General features: G+C 67.4%; 15 protein-coding genes. 6 read left to right on the forward strand and 9 right to left on the reverse strand.

The annotated features are described in order from the left end of the window. Positions 1-7: 7 nt before the first annotated feature. From HWY37_RS24960 to HWY37_RS24985, 6 genes are all read left to right on the forward strand, one after another. Positions 8-991: an ABC transporter ATP-binding protein gene (locus HWY37_RS24960; protein WP_176090089.1), complete on the forward strand. Its 984-nt coding sequence runs from the start codon at positions 8-10 to the stop codon at positions 989-991. Positions 992-1005: 14 nt separating this feature from the next. After that, positions 1006-2010 carry an ABC transporter ATP-binding protein gene (locus HWY37_RS24965; RefSeq protein WP_176090168.1) on the forward strand — a complete coding sequence of 335 codons (1005 nt, stop codon included), beginning with the start codon at positions 1006-1008 and terminating at the stop codon, positions 2008-2010. After that, positions 2007-3611 (forward strand): ABC transporter substrate-binding protein, encoded by a 1605-nt coding sequence (locus HWY37_RS24970; RefSeq protein ID WP_176090090.1) that lies wholly within the window; start codon positions 2007-2009, stop codon positions 3609-3611. The genes HWY37_RS24965 and HWY37_RS24970 overlap by 4 nt, the downstream gene beginning before the upstream one ends. Further along, on the forward strand, positions 3608-5488 hold the full coding sequence (locus HWY37_RS24975) for a CocE/NonD family hydrolase (RefSeq protein ID WP_175206259.1): 1881 nt from the start codon (positions 3608-3610) through the stop codon (positions 5486-5488). Before HWY37_RS24970 ends, HWY37_RS24975 begins: the two co-directional genes overlap by 4 nt. Before the next feature lie 94 nt (positions 5489-5582). Then, positions 5583-6599 (forward strand): porin, encoded by a 1017-nt coding sequence (locus HWY37_RS24980; RefSeq protein ID WP_175206258.1) that lies wholly within the window; start codon positions 5583-5585, stop codon positions 6597-6599. A gap of 139 nt (positions 6600-6738) precedes the next feature. Further along, positions 6739-7341, forward strand: a complete 603-nt coding sequence (locus HWY37_RS24985) for a LysE/ArgO family amino acid transporter (protein ID WP_175206257.1) — start codon at positions 6739-6741, stop codon at positions 7339-7341. A gap of 13 nt (positions 7342-7354) precedes the next feature. Here the strand turns inward: HWY37_RS24985 and bamE are convergent, their stop codons facing one another. The 9 genes from bamE to HWY37_RS25030 form a co-directional block, all read right to left on the reverse strand. Then, positions 7355-7669: an outer membrane protein assembly factor BamE domain-containing protein gene (bamE, locus tag HWY37_RS24990; protein WP_175206256.1), complete on the reverse strand. Its 315-nt coding sequence runs from the start codon at positions 7667-7669 to the stop codon at positions 7355-7357. Between the two features lie 102 nt (positions 7670-7771). Beyond that, the gene (locus HWY37_RS24995) at positions 7772-8425 is read right to left on the reverse strand and encodes a TetR/AcrR family transcriptional regulator (RefSeq protein WP_175206255.1); all 654 of its coding nucleotides are present in this window, start codon (positions 8423-8425) and stop codon (positions 7772-7774) included. A 42-nt stretch (positions 8426-8467) separates the two neighbouring features. Beyond that, the gene (gene lpdA, locus HWY37_RS25000; protein ID WP_176090091.1) at positions 8468-9907 is read right to left on the reverse strand and encodes a dihydrolipoyl dehydrogenase; all 1440 of its coding nucleotides are present in this window, start codon (positions 9905-9907) and stop codon (positions 8468-8470) included. A 6-nt stretch (positions 9908-9913) separates the two neighbouring features. After that, positions 9914-10639, reverse strand: a complete 726-nt coding sequence (locus HWY37_RS25005; protein WP_175206253.1) for an ABC transporter ATP-binding protein — start codon at positions 10637-10639, stop codon at positions 9914-9916. Beyond that, positions 10632-12446, reverse strand: a complete 1815-nt coding sequence (locus tag HWY37_RS25010; RefSeq protein WP_176090092.1) for a branched-chain amino acid ABC transporter ATP-binding protein/permease — start codon at positions 12444-12446, stop codon at positions 10632-10634. The genes HWY37_RS25005 and HWY37_RS25010 overlap by 8 nt, the downstream gene beginning before the upstream one ends. 5 nt (positions 12447-12451) lie before the next feature. Then, on the reverse strand, positions 12452-13336 hold the full coding sequence (locus HWY37_RS25015; protein ID WP_175206251.1) for a branched-chain amino acid ABC transporter permease: 885 nt from the start codon (positions 13334-13336) through the stop codon (positions 12452-12454). A 66-nt stretch (positions 13337-13402) separates the two neighbouring features. Next, the gene (locus HWY37_RS25020; protein WP_175206250.1) at positions 13403-14614 is read right to left on the reverse strand and encodes an ABC transporter substrate-binding protein; all 1212 of its coding nucleotides are present in this window, start codon (positions 14612-14614) and stop codon (positions 13403-13405) included. A 72-nt stretch (positions 14615-14686) separates the two neighbouring features. Then, on the reverse strand, positions 14687-16045 hold the full coding sequence (locus HWY37_RS25025) for an MmgE/PrpD family protein (RefSeq protein WP_176090093.1): 1359 nt from the start codon (positions 16043-16045) through the stop codon (positions 14687-14689). A gap of 45 nt (positions 16046-16090) precedes the next feature. Beyond that, positions 16091-17584 carry a long-chain-fatty-acid--CoA ligase gene (locus tag HWY37_RS25030; protein ID WP_176090094.1) on the reverse strand — a complete coding sequence of 498 codons (1494 nt, stop codon included), beginning with the start codon at positions 17582-17584 and terminating at the stop codon, positions 16091-16093. Between the last annotated feature and the right edge of the window lie 67 nt (positions 17585-17651).

The raw sequence follows: 17651 nt of genomic DNA on the forward strand, positions 1-17651 counted from the left end.
AAGCCCCATGAATCCGGCAATTCCCACGCTTTCCGTCAGGAACCTGCGCACCTGGTTCCACACCCGAGCGGGTGTGGTGCGCGCGGTCGACGACGTGAGCTTCGACGTCCACCCGGGCGAGATCCTGGGCCTGGTCGGCGAGTCCGGTTCGGGCAAGTCCATCACGGGCTTCTCCGTGCTGGGCCTCATCGACCCGCCCGGACGCATCGACGGCGGCCAGATCCTGTTCAAGGGCCGCGACCTGGCCACGCTATCGGCCGAAGAGCTGCGCGAACTGCGCGGCAACCGCATCGCCATGGTGTTCCAGGACCCCATGATGACCCTGAACCCGGTGTTCCGCATCGAAACGCAGATGGTCGAGACCGTGCAGGCGCACGAGCGCTGCAGCCGCAAGGCCGCCTGGGCCCGCGCCCGTGACACGCTGGCCGCGGTGGGCATCCCCTCGCCCGAAGAGCGCCTGAAGGCTTATCCGCACCAGCTCTCGGGCGGCATGCGCCAGCGCGTGGCGATCGCCATCGCCATGCTGCACAAGCCCGACCTCATCATTGCCGACGAGCCGACCACCGCGCTGGACGTGACCATCCAGGCCCAGATCCTGGCCGAAATGCAGAAGCTCTGCGCCGAAACCGGCACCGCCATGGTCTGGGTCAGCCACGACCTGGCCGTGGTCGCCGGCCTGGCCGACCGCGTCTGCGTGATGTATGCGGGCCGCGTGGTGGAGTCCGGCCTCACCTCGGACATCCTCGACCATCCCCGCCATCCCTACACGGTCGGCCTCATCGGCTCGGTGCCCAGCAACGACCAGGGCGGCGCGCGTCTCTACCAGATCCCCGGCATGGCGCCCTCGCCGCTGGCGCTGCCGCAGGGCTGTGCCTTCAGCCCGCGCTGCGCGCACGCCACGCTGCGCTGCCGCGAAGAACAGCCGCAGATCACGGCCGAACAGGAACGCACGCTGCGCTGCTTTCACCCCCAGACAGGAGCCCTCTCTTGAACACGCCCATCCTGATGCAGGCCCAGCAGGTATCGCGCCTGTTCGTGAAGCGTCCCGACTACGCCGAAAGGCTGGCCGGGCTGCTGGGCGCGCGCGTGGCCTCGCATACGGTGCACGCGGTGGACCGGGTGGACCTGGCTATCCACGAAGGCGAGGTCGTGGGCCTGGTCGGCGAATCCGGCTGCGGCAAGTCCACCCTGGGCCGAGTGCTGGCCGGGATCCTGCCGCCCACCTCCGGCACCCTGCTGACGCCGGCCGGCGAGCTTTCCTCCCTGACCGGGCAGGCCGCGCACGCCCAACGCATGTCCACGCAGATGATCTTCCAGGACCCGATGTCCTCGCTGAACCCGCGCAAGCGCGTGCGCGACATCATCGGCGAAGCGCCGCTGGCTCATGGCATCGTGGCGCGCGCCGACTACGACGACTACGTGGTCGAGGTGATGCGGCAGGTGGGCCTGAACCCGGACTTCCGCAACCGCTTCCCGCACCAGTTCTCCGGCGGCCAGCGCCAGCGCGTGGGCATCGGCCGGGCGCTGGCGGTCAAGCCGCGCTTTCTCATCTGCGACGAATCCATCGCCGCGCTCGACGTCTCGATCCAGGCCCAGATCCTGAATCTGTTCATGGACCTGCGCGAGACGCTGGGCCTGACCTATCTCTTCATCAGCCACGACCTAGGCGTCGTGCAGCGCATCAGCGACCGCACCGTCATCATGTACCTGGGCCGCATCGTCGAATCCGGCCCCACCGCCGAGATCTTCAAGGCGCCGCTGCATCCCTACACCCAGGCCCTGCTGGAAGAAGTGCCGCGGCTGACCAACCGCAAGCGGCGCTTCCACGCCATCAAGGGCGAGATCCCCTCGCCGCTGAACCCGCCGCCCGGCTGCCATTTCCATCCGCGCTGCCCCCACGCCATGCCGCGCTGCAAGACCGAACAGCCCGAGCTGCAGGAACAGGGCAATGGCCGCCGCGCCGCCTGTCATCTGCTGGACGCGCCAGCGCAAGGAATCCTCCGTCCATGAAAGCCGCAAGTCTCAAACCCTCTCTGTTGCGCAGCGGCTTGCGGGCCCTGCTCATTGTGACCTTGCTGGCGGCAGGCGCCGGCGCCGCTGCCCGTCCGCTGCTGACCATCGGCCACTCAAGCGAACCCTCGTCCATGGACCCGCTGTTCTCGCGCACGGGCAACAACCAGGCGGCGGCCGAGAACATTTTCGAACGTCTGGTGTCGACCGACGAGAACATGCAGATCCGCCCCGGCCTGGCGGTGTCGTGGCAGGCGCTGGAGCCGACGCTGTGGGAAATCCATCTGCGGCCCGGCGTGCGCTTCCATGACGGCTCGCCGTTCACGGCCGACGACGTGGTGTTCTCGCTGCAGCGCGCGCCCAAGGTGCCGAACAGCCCTGCGCCTTTCACCGGCGCGGTGCGCTCCATCGCCGCCATCGAAGTGGTGGACCCGCTGACGCTGCGCATCCGCAGCAAGCAGCCCACGCCCGACCTGATGGAGCAGATCGGCCTGGTCTACATCCTGTCGCGCCACGCGGCCGAGGGCCGCAGCTCGGAAGACTTCAATGCCGGGCGGGCCGCCATCGGCACCGGCCCCTACAAGTACAAGCGCTGGCAGCCGGGCGACAGCCTGGAGCTGGAACGCAACGACCAGTACTGGGGCAAGCGCCCGGACTTCGACCGCGTCGTGATCCGCTACATCTCCAACGACGCCGCGCGCCTGGCCGCCCTGCTGTCGGGCTCGGTCGACCTGATCGACAGCGTGCCGCCCACCGACACCAGGAAGCTGCAAAGCCGTCCCGGCTACGTGCTGTACCAGTCCGCCTCGGCGCGCCTGATCTACCTGGCGCTGGATTCGGCGCGCGACAAGAGTCCGTATGTCACCGACGCGCAGGGCAAGCCCATGGACGTCAATCCGCTGAAGGACGTGCGGGTGCGCCGCGCCATCTCGATGATGTTCATGCGCGGGCCCATCACCGATCGCCTGCTGAGCGGCGCCGGCGTGCCCGCGGGCCAGATGGTGCCCGAAGGGCTGGGCGGCTACTCGCCCGCGCTGCCGCCGACCGCCTATGACCTGGAAGGCGCGCGCAAGCTGCTGGCCGAGGCCGGCTATCCCAAGGGCTTCGGCCTGACGGTGCATTCGTCCAACGACCGCTTCGCCAGCGACGGCGACTTGGCGCAGGCGCTGGCGCAGATGATGGCGCGCGCCGGCCTGCGCATCAACGGCGTGGTCACCCAGCCCTACAACGTCTACGCCGGCGCCAGCAGCAAGCAGCAGTACAGCGCCTTCATCTTCTCGTACGGCAACAGCACCAGCGATTCGTCCAACGGCCTGACCAACGTGCTGGCCACCTACGACAAGGCCGCCGGCACCGGCGCCTTCAACCGCGCGCGCTACTCCAACCCCGAGGTGGACCGCCTGCTGGCGCAGGCCGCCACCGAGTTCGACACCGACGCACGCAACCAGCTGCTGCGCCAGGCCGCCGAAGCCGCCTTCAATGACGTCGGCATCGTGCCCCTCTATTTCCCGGTCGTCTTCTGGGCAGCGCGCGACGGCATCGTGGTGCGCGCCAACAAGCTGGAACGGACCTCCATGGTCTACATACAGGAAGCAAAATGAGCCCCACCCGCCCCCTCGCGGACCTGTCCAACCAGAAAGTGCGCACGCGCGACGGCGTGCTGCTGGCGACCGACGTGTACTTTCCCCCCGGCTACCGGCCCGGCACGGACGCGGCCCTGCCCGTCATTCTTGAACGCACGCCCTACGGCAAGGCCGACATCTCCCGTTCCGAGCAGCTTGGCGGCGTGCAAGGCCAGCCGCGCCCCGACATCGCGCGCTACTTCGCGCAGCACGGCTTTGCCGTCGTGTTCCAGGACTGCCGCGGCCGCTACGACTCCGAAGGCCAGTTCACCAAATACCTGTCCGAAGGCGAGGACGGCTACGACACCATGGCCTGGATCACGGCCCAGCCCTGGTGCAACGGCAGGATCGGCACCATGGGGCTGTCGTATGGCGCGCACACGCAAATGGCGCTGGCCTGCCTGAACCCGCCCGGCCTGGCCTGCATGGTGCTGGACTCCGGTGGCTTTTCCAACGGCTACCAATGCGGCATCCGCCAATCCGGCGCCTTCGAACTGAAGCAGGCGACCTGGGCCTACAAGCAGGCCAAGCTCAGCCCGGCCGCGCAGGAAGACCCGGTGGTGCTGGCCGCGCTCGAAGCCCAGGACATCCGCCAGTGGTTCATGCGCATGCCCTGGCGCCCGGGCCATTCGCCGCTGTCGGCCGTGCCCGAGTACGAGGACTACCTGTTCGAACAGTGGCGCGCCGAATGCTTCGACGAGTCCTGGCGCCAGCTGGGCATCTACGCCCAGGGCTATTACGACGCCATCCCCGACATTCCGGTCGTGCTGATGTCCAGCTGGTACGACGCCTACGTGCGCACGACCATGGAGAACTTCGAGGGCCTGGGCGCGGGCCGCAACGCGCCGCTGCGGCTCATCATGGGTCCCTGGCTGCATGGCGACCGCAACATCACGCATAGCGGCGACGCCGAGTTCGGCGCCGCCGCGGCCTTCGACGGCCACATCGCCCGGAACTGGCTGGAGTTCCGCCTGGCCTGGTTCCGCCGCTGGCTGCAGCAGGACGCCAGCCCGGCCGCCGCGGACCCCGTGGCCCGCCTGTTCCTGATGGGCGGCGGCAGCGGCCGGCGCGACGCGCAGGGCCGCTTCGAGCACGGCGGCCAGTGGGTGCAGGCCGCCACCTGGCCCGTGCCGCAAGCCCGCCCCACCCCCTATTTCCTGCATGCCGACGGCGGCCTGCGGCGGGAACCGCCGCAAGCGCAGGACGCCCGCATCCGCTACCAGGCCGATCCGCGGCGTCCCGTGCCCACCATCGGCGGCGCGCTGACCTCCGGCCAGCCGGTGTTCGTGGGCGGCGGCTTCGACCAGCGCGAGGACGCCCGCTTCTTCGGCATCGAGCAGGCCGGCCTGCCGCTGGCCTCGCGCGACGACGTGGTGGTGTTCCAGACCGAACCGCTGGAGCAGGACCTCGCCGTGGTTGGCCCGGTCGTGGTCAGGCTCAGCATCTCGTCCGACTGCCCCGACACCGACTTCACCGCCAAGCTGATCGACGTCTATCCCGCCAACCCCGATTATCCGGAAGGCTATGCGCTGAACCTGACCGACGGCATCTTCCGCTGCCGCTTCCATGAGTCCTGGGAAAAGCCGGCCGCGCTGGAACCCGGCAAGGTCTATGAGATCACCATCGAGCCCTTCGCCACCTGCAATCTGTTCAAGCGGGGCCACCGGATCAGGCTGGACATCTCCAGCAGCAACTTTCCCAAGTACGACGTCAATCCCAATAGCGGGGAGACGGCGGCCGATGCCCGCGAAAAGCGTGTCGCCCTCAACACCCTGCATCTCTCGCCGGTCCATGGCTGCAGCGTGACGCTGCATATCGCCGATCCGCAAGCGCTGACGCCCTTGCCGGCTCCCTGACCCGCCCATCCGTTTTTACCCCCTTCCTCCCGCGCGCCACGCGGGCGGCAGGGGCCGCTCGTCCATCCGCAGCACAACACCAATGGGGATCACCATGAAAAGAAAACTGAGACAACGCAAACTTCTGGGCGCCGCGCTGGCCCTTTCCTGCATGAGTCCCGTGCAAGCCGCCGAAAGCAGTTCGGTCACGCTGTACGGCCTGGTCGACCTGGGCATGCTCTATGAGCGCAAGGACGGCGAATCCAGCCTGCGCCAGAAAAGCGGCAACCAGTCCGGTTCGCGCTGGGGCCTGCGCGGCAGCGAGGACCTGGGCGACGGCTACAAGGCCGTGTTCCGCCTTGAAAGCGGCTTCAACGCCAACAACGGCACCCAGGCGCAGGGACGCATGTTCGGACGCTGGGCCTACGTCGGCCTGGCCGGCGGCTTCGGCGAAGTGCGCCTGGGCCGCCAATGGGTCTACGGTTTCGAATGGGCTGGCGTGGGCTCGCCGTTCGGCACTGGCTGGAGCCAGAGCTCCAACAACGCCGTGCTGGGCTACAACGACGGCGACTTCGGCGCCGGTGGCCGCGTCAACAATGCCGTGTTCTACGCCACGCCCCGGATGAACGGCTGGCAGGCCGGCCTGGGCTACAGCTTCGAGGCCAACGACGGCGCCGAGTTCGCCACCGACGCCCACGACCGCGTCCTGACCGCGGGCCTGCGCTACAACAAGGGTCCCGTCGCCGCGGCGCTCACCTATGAACGCCTGAACCCGAACTCGCTGCAGCCCAACAAGAAGACCGCCACCAACTTCCAGGCTGCGGGTTCCTACGACTTCGAATGGATCACGCTGCACGGCACCTATGGCAATCTGCGCAACGCCAACAGCGGCCCGTCCGCCGGCTATGACAACGTCAATTCCTACATCGCCGGCGTCACGGTGCCGACCGGCAAGGCGGGCAAGGTCATGGCCTCGTACCAGCGCGCCACATCCTCCGACATCACCGGCTGGGCGCTGGGCTACCAGTACGACCTGTCCAAGCGCACCAACCTCTACGCCTACGTCAATCGCCTGGACATCCGCGAGTCCCATACGCTGCAGACCTCGGCGGGCATCCGCCACATGTTCTGAAGCCTGACGGACGGATCGATGCGCCCGGGTTCGCCCGGGCGTTTTTTCATATTTAGAAAAACTGAATATGGATTAGGATAATTAGCTGTCCTAATCATCCAGGCAAGGCTAGTCTGTCGCCCTACGTTCAAGGGTATCGATGACCACCGCCTACCTCCCCGGATTCCTGCTCGGCCTGAGCCTCATCATGGCAATCGGCGCGCAGAACGCCTTCGTCCTGCGCCAGGGACTGCGCCAGGAACACGTTTTCGTCGTCTGCCTGGCCTGCGCCCTGTCCGACGCCATTCTGATCAGCGCCGGCGTGGCCGGCTTCGGCCTGGCCGTCGGCGCCCTGCCCTGGCTGGAACCAGCCTTGCGCTACGGCGGCGCGCTGTTCCTGTTCGCCTACGCCGCGCGCAGCCTGCGGTCGGCGCTGCGCGCCCGCCACGACAGCCTGACGCCTTCGTCGACCAAGGCCGCCGGACGCTATGCCGCGCTGGCGACCTGCCTGGCGCTCACCTGGCTCAACCCGCACGTGTATCTGGACACCGTGGTGCTGCTGGGTTCGGTTTCCAGCCAGTACGACGGCCACAAGACCGCCTTCGCGCTGGGCGCGATCTCGGCCTCGTTCGTCTTCTTTTTCGCGCTGGGCTACGGCGCGCGCCTGTTGCGGCCGGTCTTCGCCAACCCCAACGCCTGGCGCGTGCTGGACGCCTGCGTCGCCGCGGCCATGTTCGCCATCGGCCTGAAGCTGGTGCTTTGAGGGATCGCGCGCCCTAGCGCCGCTTGCCCGATCCGGCGGACGCGTTCACGTAGTCCTTGACCGTGCGGTCCGGATTGAAGATCACCGTCAGCGTCTGCTGGTCTTCCATCGCGCCGTAGTCGCTATTGTTGAAATAGAACCACGTGGCGGTGGTCAGCCCGTCCCCGCCCAAGTGCTGGGACCGCGGCGGCCCGTAGTCACGGACCATTTCGTCGTAGGTGGTGACGTTGAGCCGGATGGCCTGCACCTTCTCCTCGGTCAGCAGGTTGCCGGAACTGCTGGCGCAGCCGGTCACGATGGCGGCCACGAAAAGCAAGGATGTTCTCATTCTGTTCTTTCCCGGTCTGGCAGGCCGCGCGGGGCAGCCGACGTGATGGCGTTTTGCTGGATAGACCGAGATTAGAACTGAAATCCGCGCCCCGCGGTGCGCCTATTCCACCTGCATCTTGCCCAGGTCGGGCGCGAACGCCTCCGGCGGCTTGCTGGCGATCGAGCGGCACAGCAGCTCGGACATGCCCCGGGCCAGTTGCTTGTTGTTCCATTCGCCCGAGTCCGAATACCACTTCGGCACCCAGTTCACCGCCCCGAAAATGGAAAAAATGGCCAGCTTGGGATCGCACTGGATGATGCTGCCGTCCTCCATGCCCTCGCGCACGAAGGCGCGCAGCTTGGCTTCGAAGCGGTCGCGCTGCTTGACGATCTCCGCGCGGTCGTCCGGTTCCAGCGCGTGCTCTTCCGTGATGATGACGCAGCGGCTCATTTCGCTGAGCGTCACCTCCAGGTAGTCGCGCAGCGCGAACTGCAACTTGTCCAGGCCGGTGCCGCCATGGCGTTCCGCCGCTTCGATGGCCTCGAAACCCACACGCAGCGCCTCGGCGAACGCCTCGTACAACAAGGCATGCTTGTTCGGGAAATAGTGGTAGAGCGCCGCCTTGGTGACGCCCAGGCTGGTCGCGATGTCTCCCAGGGAAGTGGCGTGGAACCCCTTCTGGTTGAATGCGGCAATCGCCTGGCGCAGCAGCGCTTCGCGCTTCAATTGGTGCATCACCTTGTGCGTGGGCACCGAGTTATTCCATGTCGCCACTGATCAAACCCTCCCGGTGAATTGCGTGGACCGGCCGCATATTTAACTTTTTTTCCCTGAGAGGAACAACTCGGTGAGCGTCCCCTCGTACGCCTCTGCGGCAAACGCCAGCGTCTCCGACAAGGTCGGGTGCGGATGTATGGTGAGCGCGATGTCGCCGGGCTCCGCGCCCATCTCGATAGCCAGCGCCGCCTCCGCAATCAGGTCGCCGGCCTGCGGCCCCACGATACCCACCCCCAGCAAGACGCGGGTCTCGGGGTCGACGAGGATCTTGGTCAGTCCCTCGCCCCGCCCCAGGCTCAGCGCGCGGCCGCTGGCGGCCCAGGGAAAGCTGGCCGACTCGAACGCCACGCCGTCGCGGCGCGCGGCGGTCTCGGTCAAGCCCACCCACGCCACCTCGGGATCCGTGTAGGCCACTGCCGGAATGACCTTGGCGTCGTTGCCGGCCTTCCTGCCCGCCGCCGCCTCCGCGGCCACCTTGCCCTCGTAGGCCGCCTTGTGCGCCAGCATCGGTTCGCCGACGACGTCGCCTATGGCAAAAATGTGCGGAACATTGGTGCGCTGCTGCGCGTCCACGCGGATGAAACCGCGTTCATCCACATGGACTCCCGCAAGATCCGCGCCTATCCTGGCCCCGTTGGGCCGGCGGCCCGCCGCAACCAAGACGGCATCATACACCTGAGGTCCGGCGCCTTGCGGCCCGTCGAACGCCACATGTACGCCGTCGTCGCGGGCGCTGGCCGAGACCATGCGGGTGCCGGTCAGGATGGCCTCGTAGCGGCCGGCCATGCGCAGCTCAAGCGGCTGCACCAGGTCGCGGTCGCATCCTGGCAGCAGGCCGTCCGTCAGCTCCATTACCGTGACGCGGGCGCCCAGCGCCGCGTATACCGTGGCGAGCTCCATGCCGATGATCCCCCCGCCCACCACCAGCAGGCGGCCTGGCACATTCTGGAGCGCCAGGGCATCACTGGAATCCATGATGCGCGGGTCTTGCGGGAGGCCCGGCAGGCGCACGGGGTGAGAACCCACGGCCACGATGGCCTGCTTGAAGCGCACCGAAGGGCCCCCCTCGACCGCCAGCGTGCCGGGGCCGGTGAACTGGCCCCGGCCGTTCATCACGCGGACCTTGCGCCGCCGCGCCAGGCCGGCCAGCCCGCCGTTCAGCTTGGCCACCAGCGCTTCCTTCCAGTGCCGCAGCCGCTCCAGGCGGATGCGGGGCTCGCCGAACTCTATGCCCAGCTCATGCAGGCCGCGCGTCTCTTCCAGCGCGCGGGCCGCGTGCAGCAGCGCCTTGGAGGGAATGCAGCCCACGTTCAGGCATACGCCGCCGAGGGCCGGCCGCTCGTCGACCAGCGTCACGGCAAGCCCCAGGTCGGCCGCGCGGAACGCCGCGGTATAGCCTCCCGGCCCGCCGCCCAGCACCAGCAGTTCAGTCTCGATGATTTCGCCCTCGGCGGGCTCCTTCCTGTTGTCTGTCCGCATGTCCGCCTATTCCGTTCTGCCCGCGCCCAGATAGGCGCTGGAAAGCTCCGCGCCTGCGCTGCCCCGCAGCACCTCGCGCGTGCCCTCGAATACCGTCTTGCCGTGCTTGAGCACGTAGCCGAAATCGGCCACCCTGAGCGCCAGGCTCGCCATCTGCTCGCTGAGCAGCACGACCCGGCCGCCCTGCGCGCAATATTGCTTGATGAAGTCGAATATCTGGGCGACCACGATGGGCGCCAGGCCCAGGGAAGGTTCATCCAACAGGACGCAGCGCGGTTCGTGCAGCGTCGCCATCGACAGGATCAGCATCTGCTGCTGCCCGCCGCTCAGGGTTCCCGCCTTCGCGGCGCGGCGCTGCGCCAGGACCGGGAAATTGCCGTACACCTGGTCCAGCGCGGTCTTGAAGTTGCCCTTGGGCTTGCGGAAATGCCAGGCCGTGATCAGGTTTTCCTCGACCGTGTGCTGGTGAAAGATGCGTCGTCCCTCCATGGCGTGGGCCAGCCCGCGCCGCGCCCGCTCGTGCGGCGGCAGGCGGGATATGTCCTCTCCGTCCAGCAGGATCTGCCCGCCCTTGATCGGCGTGACGCCGGAAATGGCGCGCATCAGCGACGACTTACCGGCGCCATTGGCGCCGATAAGCGCCGTGATGCCGTCAGGGCGCGCCGTCAGGCTGACGCCGCGCACGGCATCGATCGCGCCGTAACTCACCTGCAGATTGCGTACTTCAAGCATGGACCGGCTCCTCGACGCCAAGATAGGCCTGGATGACGGCGGTATCGGCGCGCATGCCGTCCATGTCGCCCCGGTAGATTTCCTCGCCGGCCTCGAACACGACCACTTCCTCCACCAGCTCGGCCAGGAAATCCATGTGGTGATCGATGATCATGATCGCCACGCCATGGTCCCGCGCCAGGCGGACCAGTTTGATCAGGTGGGCCGATTCGACTTCCGACAGCCCGGCGGCAGGCTCGTCCAGCAGCAACAGCTCGGGATCGCTGGCCAAGGCCCGCGCCACCTCTGCCAGGCGCTGGATGCCATAGGGCAGTTCGCTCATGATGGCGTCGGCATGCCCCGCCAGCCCAGCCGCCTGCATCAGCGCCTCGACCTGGCGCAGCAGCGCGCCTTCTTCGCGCCGCGCGCCCGGCGTATTGAACGCCGCCGCCAGGGCGCCATGCCGGTAGCGGCGATGGGCTCCCATCAGGATGTTCTCGCGCACCGTGAAACTGGGCACGTTGCGCGGATCCTGGAAGGTCCGCGTGATGCCGGCCTGCGCCACCTTGTGGGCCGGCCAGCCCGCGATGTCCTGGCCCTTGTAGAGGATGCGGCCGACGGTCGGCGCATAGATGCCGCTGATGACGTTGACCAGCGTGCTCTTGCCCGAACCGTTGGGGCCGACCAGCGCGGTAATGCTGCCTGCGCGCAGGTCGAGCGAGACGCCGGCCAGCGCGCGCAGGCCGCTGAACTCCATCACCACGCCCTCGACGCGCACCAGCGCCTGCCCCGTATTCGCGCCCTCGGCCGCCGTCCTGCGCGACAGCGGAGCTTCGGCCGCGCCGCCCGCTGTTGGCCGCAACTGGTCGAACTTGCTGTAGCGCGTCTGCGTGCGCAGCAAGCCCGCCAGTCCCTTGGGCAGCAAGGTGAAGATGAACACCAGGATCAGGCCGTAGACGATGTACTGGTAGTCGTTGAAGGCCTGCAACTTCTGCGGCAGGTAGGTGAAAAGCACCGCGCCGTACACCTGCCCCGCCAGCGAGCCCAGGCCGCCCACGATGGACATGACGAGTATCTCGATGGAACGCATCAGGCCGAAGCTCTCGGGCGTGAGGTAGCCGATCATGTGGGCATAGAATCCTCCGGCCAATCCCGCCAGGCCGCCGCTGATGGCGTAGGCCGCGCGCTTGACCGCCGCCTGCGAAATGCCTAGCGAACCGGCCGCGATCTCGCTGACATGCACGGCATAGAACGCCCGGCCGAAATGGCTCTTGACGAAGTTGCGCAGCATCAGCATCACGACCAGCAGCACCACCAGCAGGATCCGGAAGTAGGCGACCGTGTCGATGCTCCAGCCGAAGATCTGCAAGGTGCCGATCTGCGAGGACGGAATGCCGCGCATGCCCATCACGCCGCCCGTCACCCCGCGCAATTCGCGCGCCAGTTCGTAGACGATCAGTCCGAAGCCCAGCGACATCATCGCCAGATAGAACTCGCGCACCCGCCCCGCCGGACCGGCCAGCAGCAGTCCGACCGCGGCCGCGGCAAAGGTCGCCAGGACCAGCGCCGCGGGAAATGGCATGCCCCAGGATTTCAGCGCAATCGCGCTGGCATAGGCGCCGATGGCGAAGAAGCCGGCATGGCCCAGGGATATCTGGCCATTTATCCCCGTCAGGAGATTGATGCCCTGCGCCAGCAGGATATTGATGATGACGAAACTCCACATCTGCACCGTGCCGGTGGCGACGTGGCCGGCGCCTATGGCCAGCGCCACCGCCAGCGCGCCCAGCGTCCAAGAGTTCGTCAGGAATTGACCGAGCTGTTTCATCGTCCTCACACCTTCACTGTTTCGCGCTTGCCGAACAGGCCCTGCGGCCGTATCGTCAACACGCCTATCAAGAGCACGAAAGCCACGACCTCCGCCGCGGCGGGCGACACATAGCCGCCGACCAGCTTCTCCAGCACGCCGAGCGCCAGTCCGCCCACCAGCGAACCGGACGCGCTGCCCATGCCGCCCATGACGGCCGCCACGAACGCTAGGATCAGCAGATGCAGGCCGAAATTCGGATCCACCGTGCCCGACACCTGCGACACCAGGATGCCGGCGATGCCCGCCAGCACGCCGCTCACCAGGTACGAGAAGACCACCACCCGGTAGACGGGTATGCCCATCAGCGCCGCCAGGTCGCGGTCGTGCGCGACCGCGCGCACGCCGTAGCCCCAGATGGAATGGCGCAGGAACAACTCCATCAGGCCGACGATCACCACGCTGATGACGAACACCGCGATGTACTGGAGCGACAGATAGGCGCCCAGGAATTCCACCGTATCCGCACTGCTGAAAAGCACGTCCGGAAACGCGACGGCCTGGGTGCCGAACAGCCAGCTCGCCACGCCTTGCAGGAATATGCCTATTCCCAGGGTGGAAACCACCCACCCCATGCTGCCGGCGATGCGCCGCGTGGGACGGACCCCGACGACCTCGACCACCCACAGGATGAAGGCCGTCGCCAGCAGCGACACGCCCACCGCAAGGAACACGTTGACCCCGGCGCCGACCATGACCGCCGTCAGCATCGCGCCCGCCATCAGCACCGAGCCCTGTCCGAAATTGAGCACCCGGGTGGTCCAGAACGTCAGGTTCAGGCCCAGCCCGATCAGCGCATAGGCGGCGCCCACGCTGAGTCCCGACACGATCATTTGGATAAAGAAATCCATCTCACCATCATCCATGCAGGCAGGCGCCGTCCGGCGCCGCAGGGCGCCGGACGCTCGCCGCGCCGGTTACTGGGCGACCGGCTGCAGCCGGACCTTGTCGTCCTGCTTGACGTACTCGAACACCTTCACGCCGTCCGTCTCGATCCCGTGATGCCGGTCCTTCGAGAAGTTGTACGTAGTGTTGACGCCCGGGTAATCCTTGATCGATTCGATGGCCGCGATGATGGCCTTGGGATCGGTGGAGTTGGCCTGCCGGATGCCTTCGAACAGCACGTTGGCCGCGTCGTAGCCGTTGGACACCGAGATCGCCATGAACAGCTGCGGATTCTCCGGATCGTTGCCCCACCAGCGGTCGGCGCCGTACTTGGCCTTATAGGCCTTGGCGAAGTCCGCCGCGGCCGGGCGCATGGGCTTGCCGAACGCGCCGATCATCGTGCCCAGGGTGCCCAGCGTGAGATCGCCCGCGCCTTCCTGGTACGGCTGGCCCAGCGCGCCGTTGGACGCGACCAGCGGCACGTTCACGTTGAGGCGCGCCATGGTCCGGCGCAACACCGCCAGGTCCTTGCCCAGGCCGATGGCGGCAATCGCGTCGACGTTGGCGCGCTTCATGCGCGCCACCTGGGCGGTCATGTCCTGCGCGCCCTGGTTGTAGGAATCGGTGGCGACCGGCTTGGCCCCGCCGTTCTTGCCGATGGAGGCGGACAGGTAATCGACGCCGGTCACGCCATAGGCCGTGCTTTCATGCACGATGCCGATGCGCTTGAAGCGCTTGGCCAGGTACTCGCCCATGGCCACGGCCTCGATGTCGTTCTGCAGGGCGAACGAAAACACGTTGGGCCGGGGCTTTTCGCCGGTCTTCTCGCCCGCGTAGGTCACGACGGGCGTCTGCGCGATGGGATTCATGTACGGCCGGCCATCGGCCTGGGCCATGTCGATCACCGCCAGGGTCGGACCGCTGCCCGCCGGGCCGATGATGCCGACGATATCCTTGTTGTCCAGGATGGCGCGCATGTTCTGCACCGCGCGGTCCGGGTTCAGCTGGTCGTCCAGCAGCATCGCGATCTCGATCTTCTTGCCGTTGATGCCGCCCTTGGCGTTCCATTGCTCGACGGCGAGCTCGACGGCGCGGCGGTTGCCTTCGCCGAATTCGCTATACGGACCGGTCAGCGCCGACGTCATGCCGATCTTCACGGTATCCGCCGCCATCGCGGATCCCGACACCAAGGCCGCCACCGCGACCGCCAGCCACGCAGGCGTGGGTTTCCTGTACCAGGACATGTTGTCTCCTCCTAGGTTCTTGCACGTTGTAGTGAGGCGCCCCGATGTCGCGCGGCGCCATCCACTGGCCTCTCAGCGGGCCGTCTGGATCTCTTTGAAAGCGGCGAGGACATCGCCCAGGTCCGCATCCGGCAGCGCGGCGGCGAACCGTTCGATGCGGTCATAGGCGCGCGGCGCCACGCCGGTCTCCTCGCCGATGCCGCGTATCAGCGCCGAGACGCGCGCCCGGTCATAGCTGTACTCGGTGTGATCGGTGTCCATGCGCACCACCACGGGCTCGTCCTCGCCCTCCAGCTCCGCCTCGATGCGGCAGGCCAGCAGGCCCAGCGAGCCGTCGGCATGCAGCCTGATCCGCGGGATCAGGCCCGCGACCGCGGCATCGTCGAACTGCGCCATGCGCGCGATCGTCGGAGTCCCGTGCAGCAAGGTCGTGGCCACGCAGAACTGCGTGCTCATCAGCGTTCCGGAGATGCTCTGGAACGGGCCTTCCTTGTCCATGCCCGCATAGCCCACGACGGTGGGGTTGAGGTGCACGCGCAGGGTCTTCACAGCCTGGGCGCGCGCGCCCAGTTGATCGCGCAGCTGCAGGCAGGCGCGGACCGGCGTCTGGTTGAGCGCGCAGACCGGATAGGGTTTGAACGTCACCTTGAGCAAGGACCAGTCCTGACCCAAGCGGCCGGCAATGGCGGCGGCGTCGCATTCCTCCCGGACAAAGGCCCGCACAAAGCCGGACCTGCCTTCGAAGGCGCCGTCCGCCGAGACCGATCCGCGGGCGGCCAGCGTTGCCGCTGCCAGCCCGTTGCGCCCCGCCATGCCGACCTGGTAGCGCCACTCGTCGGTGCCGTCGCCGAAGGACTGCAGGATGCCGCCGCTGAACGAAGCGGCATTGGACAAGGCCGCCGCGGTCCGGTCCGCCGGCAAACGCCACAGACGGGCGACGGCCGCTGCCGCGGCGATCGTGCCGTACAGCGGCGAAGCGCGCAGGCCTGCGGCGGTCGTGCGGGCCGAATAGGCGGACTCCAGCGCGCCGCCGACCTCGTAACCCGCCACCAGCGCCGGCAGGAAGTCGGCCATGGCGCCTTCACCTTGTTCCACCAGCGCGGTCAGGAGCGGCAGCAGGATCGCGCCGAAATGCGCCACGCCGCAAGTGTCCTCCTGGGCCCGCCCGTGGAACAGCGCGGCATTGGCCAGCGCCGCGCCGGCCACGGTGCTGCGGCGGCCGCTGCCCAGCAGCGAGGCGCCGCCTGGACGCTCGCCGTCCATGGCCAGGACGGCGCTTTCGGCCACCCCGAAGAACGGCGTCGGGTATGAACCCAAGGCGATGCCGTAGCCGTTGAGCACGCAGGCGCGGGCCTTCTCGATCACCGGCGCCGGCAGGTTCTCGACGCTCAGGTTCGTCGAAAAGATTGCGAATTTGCTGGCCAAGCTCATGCTGTCTCCCCCTGTTTTCTCGTGCCTTTCCCCCCTGCTGCGGGATCAGGCGTTGTAGCGGTCCCGCAGCACCCGCTTGAGGACCTTGCCGGACGGGTTGCGCGGCAACTCGTCCACCACTTTCAGTTCCCGCGGCACCTTGAAGTTGGCCACGCGCTTGCGGCAGTGGCGGTCCAGCTCTTCCAGCGTCAGCGTGTGTCCCGGATTGAGCACCACCACCGCGGTGATGCGCTCCCCCCATTGCTCGTCATGCACGCCGATGACCGCGGCTTCGGCGATCTGCGGCATCTCGTACAGCACCGCCTCGACTTCGCTGGACGCCACGTTTTCCGCGCCGGTCAGAATCATGTCCTTAGTCCTGTCGGTGACGAACAGAAAGCCTTCGTCGTCCAGGTAGCCCACGTCGCCGCTGCGCAGCCAGTCGCCAAAGTAGGCTTCGGCGGTTTTCTCGGGCGCGTTCCAATAGCCCTTGGTCACCTTGGGCCCGCGCACGCAGATCTCGCCCTTCTCGCCGGCGGGCAACCAGCGGCCTTCGTTGTCGGCGATGCGGATTTCCACGTGCGGCAGCGCCCGCCCGGTGGAACCGATCTTCTCGATTTCCCGTCCTGGCTCCATCAGCGTGTCGCCGCTGCAGGTTTCCGTCATGCCGAAGCCGTCGATGAAGCGGCCCCGCGTAAACACGCGGGTGAAGTCGCGGATGCGGGACTCGGGCGTTTTCTCGCCGCCGGCGATGCACCAACCAAAGGTATCCAGGGCGTAGCGCTCCGGGTTCTGCACGGCCAGCACGCGGCTCAGCATGACGGGCGCCATCCAGCCGCAAGTCAGACGGTGCCGTTCAATGGAGGCAAGCACTGCTTCGGGATCGAATTCACGGTGCACGCACAGCGTTCCCCCTACCCACAACACGGCGATGCCGGGCAGGTCGAAGGCGCCGACGTGATAGAGCGGGCCCACCACCAGCAGCCGCTCCCGGTGCGTCAGGCCCAGCGCGATCACGTGGTCGATGGACTTCCAGTGGATGTTGCCGTAGGTGTGCATCACGCCCTTCGGACGCGAGGTGGTGCCGGACGTGTACATCAGCCGCACCAGGTCGTCCTCCGCCGCGGCGGCCTGCTCGGGCACGGCCAGCCCCGGCTTGCCCAGGCGGCGCGAGTCGGCCTGCGCCGCCGCGTCGAGCACGATCTTGAGCACCTCCAGCGCGGCCACCTCCTTGAATTCCTCGTCCACGAACAACAGCTTGGCGCGGGCGTCGGCAAGAATGTAGCCAGCCTCCGGCGCCGCCAGCCGGTAGTTGATCGGCAGGAACACCGCGCCCAGGTAGCTGGCGGCAAACGCCAGTTCCAGGAAGGCTGCGCTGTTTTTCATGAACAGCGCCACCACGTCGTTGCGGCCTATGCCATGCGATTGCAGCAAGGCCGCCGCCTGGCGGATGCGGTCGTGGAAATCCGCGTAGCCGATCGCTTCGTCGCGAAAGATGATGGCTGCGCTATCGGGTGCGCGCCGCGCGTGATAGGCGATGGCTGCGCTCAGATTGAACATGGTGTCTCTCCCTTGGGTGGCGGCTCGGCGCGGGTGGCGGCCTGGGCCGGTCCCGCGTCTCGATTGT

This window comes from Achromobacter anxifer, assembly GCF_903652925.1.
Taxonomy (GTDB): Bacteria; Pseudomonadota; Gammaproteobacteria; order Burkholderiales; family Burkholderiaceae_B; genus Achromobacter; species Achromobacter anxifer.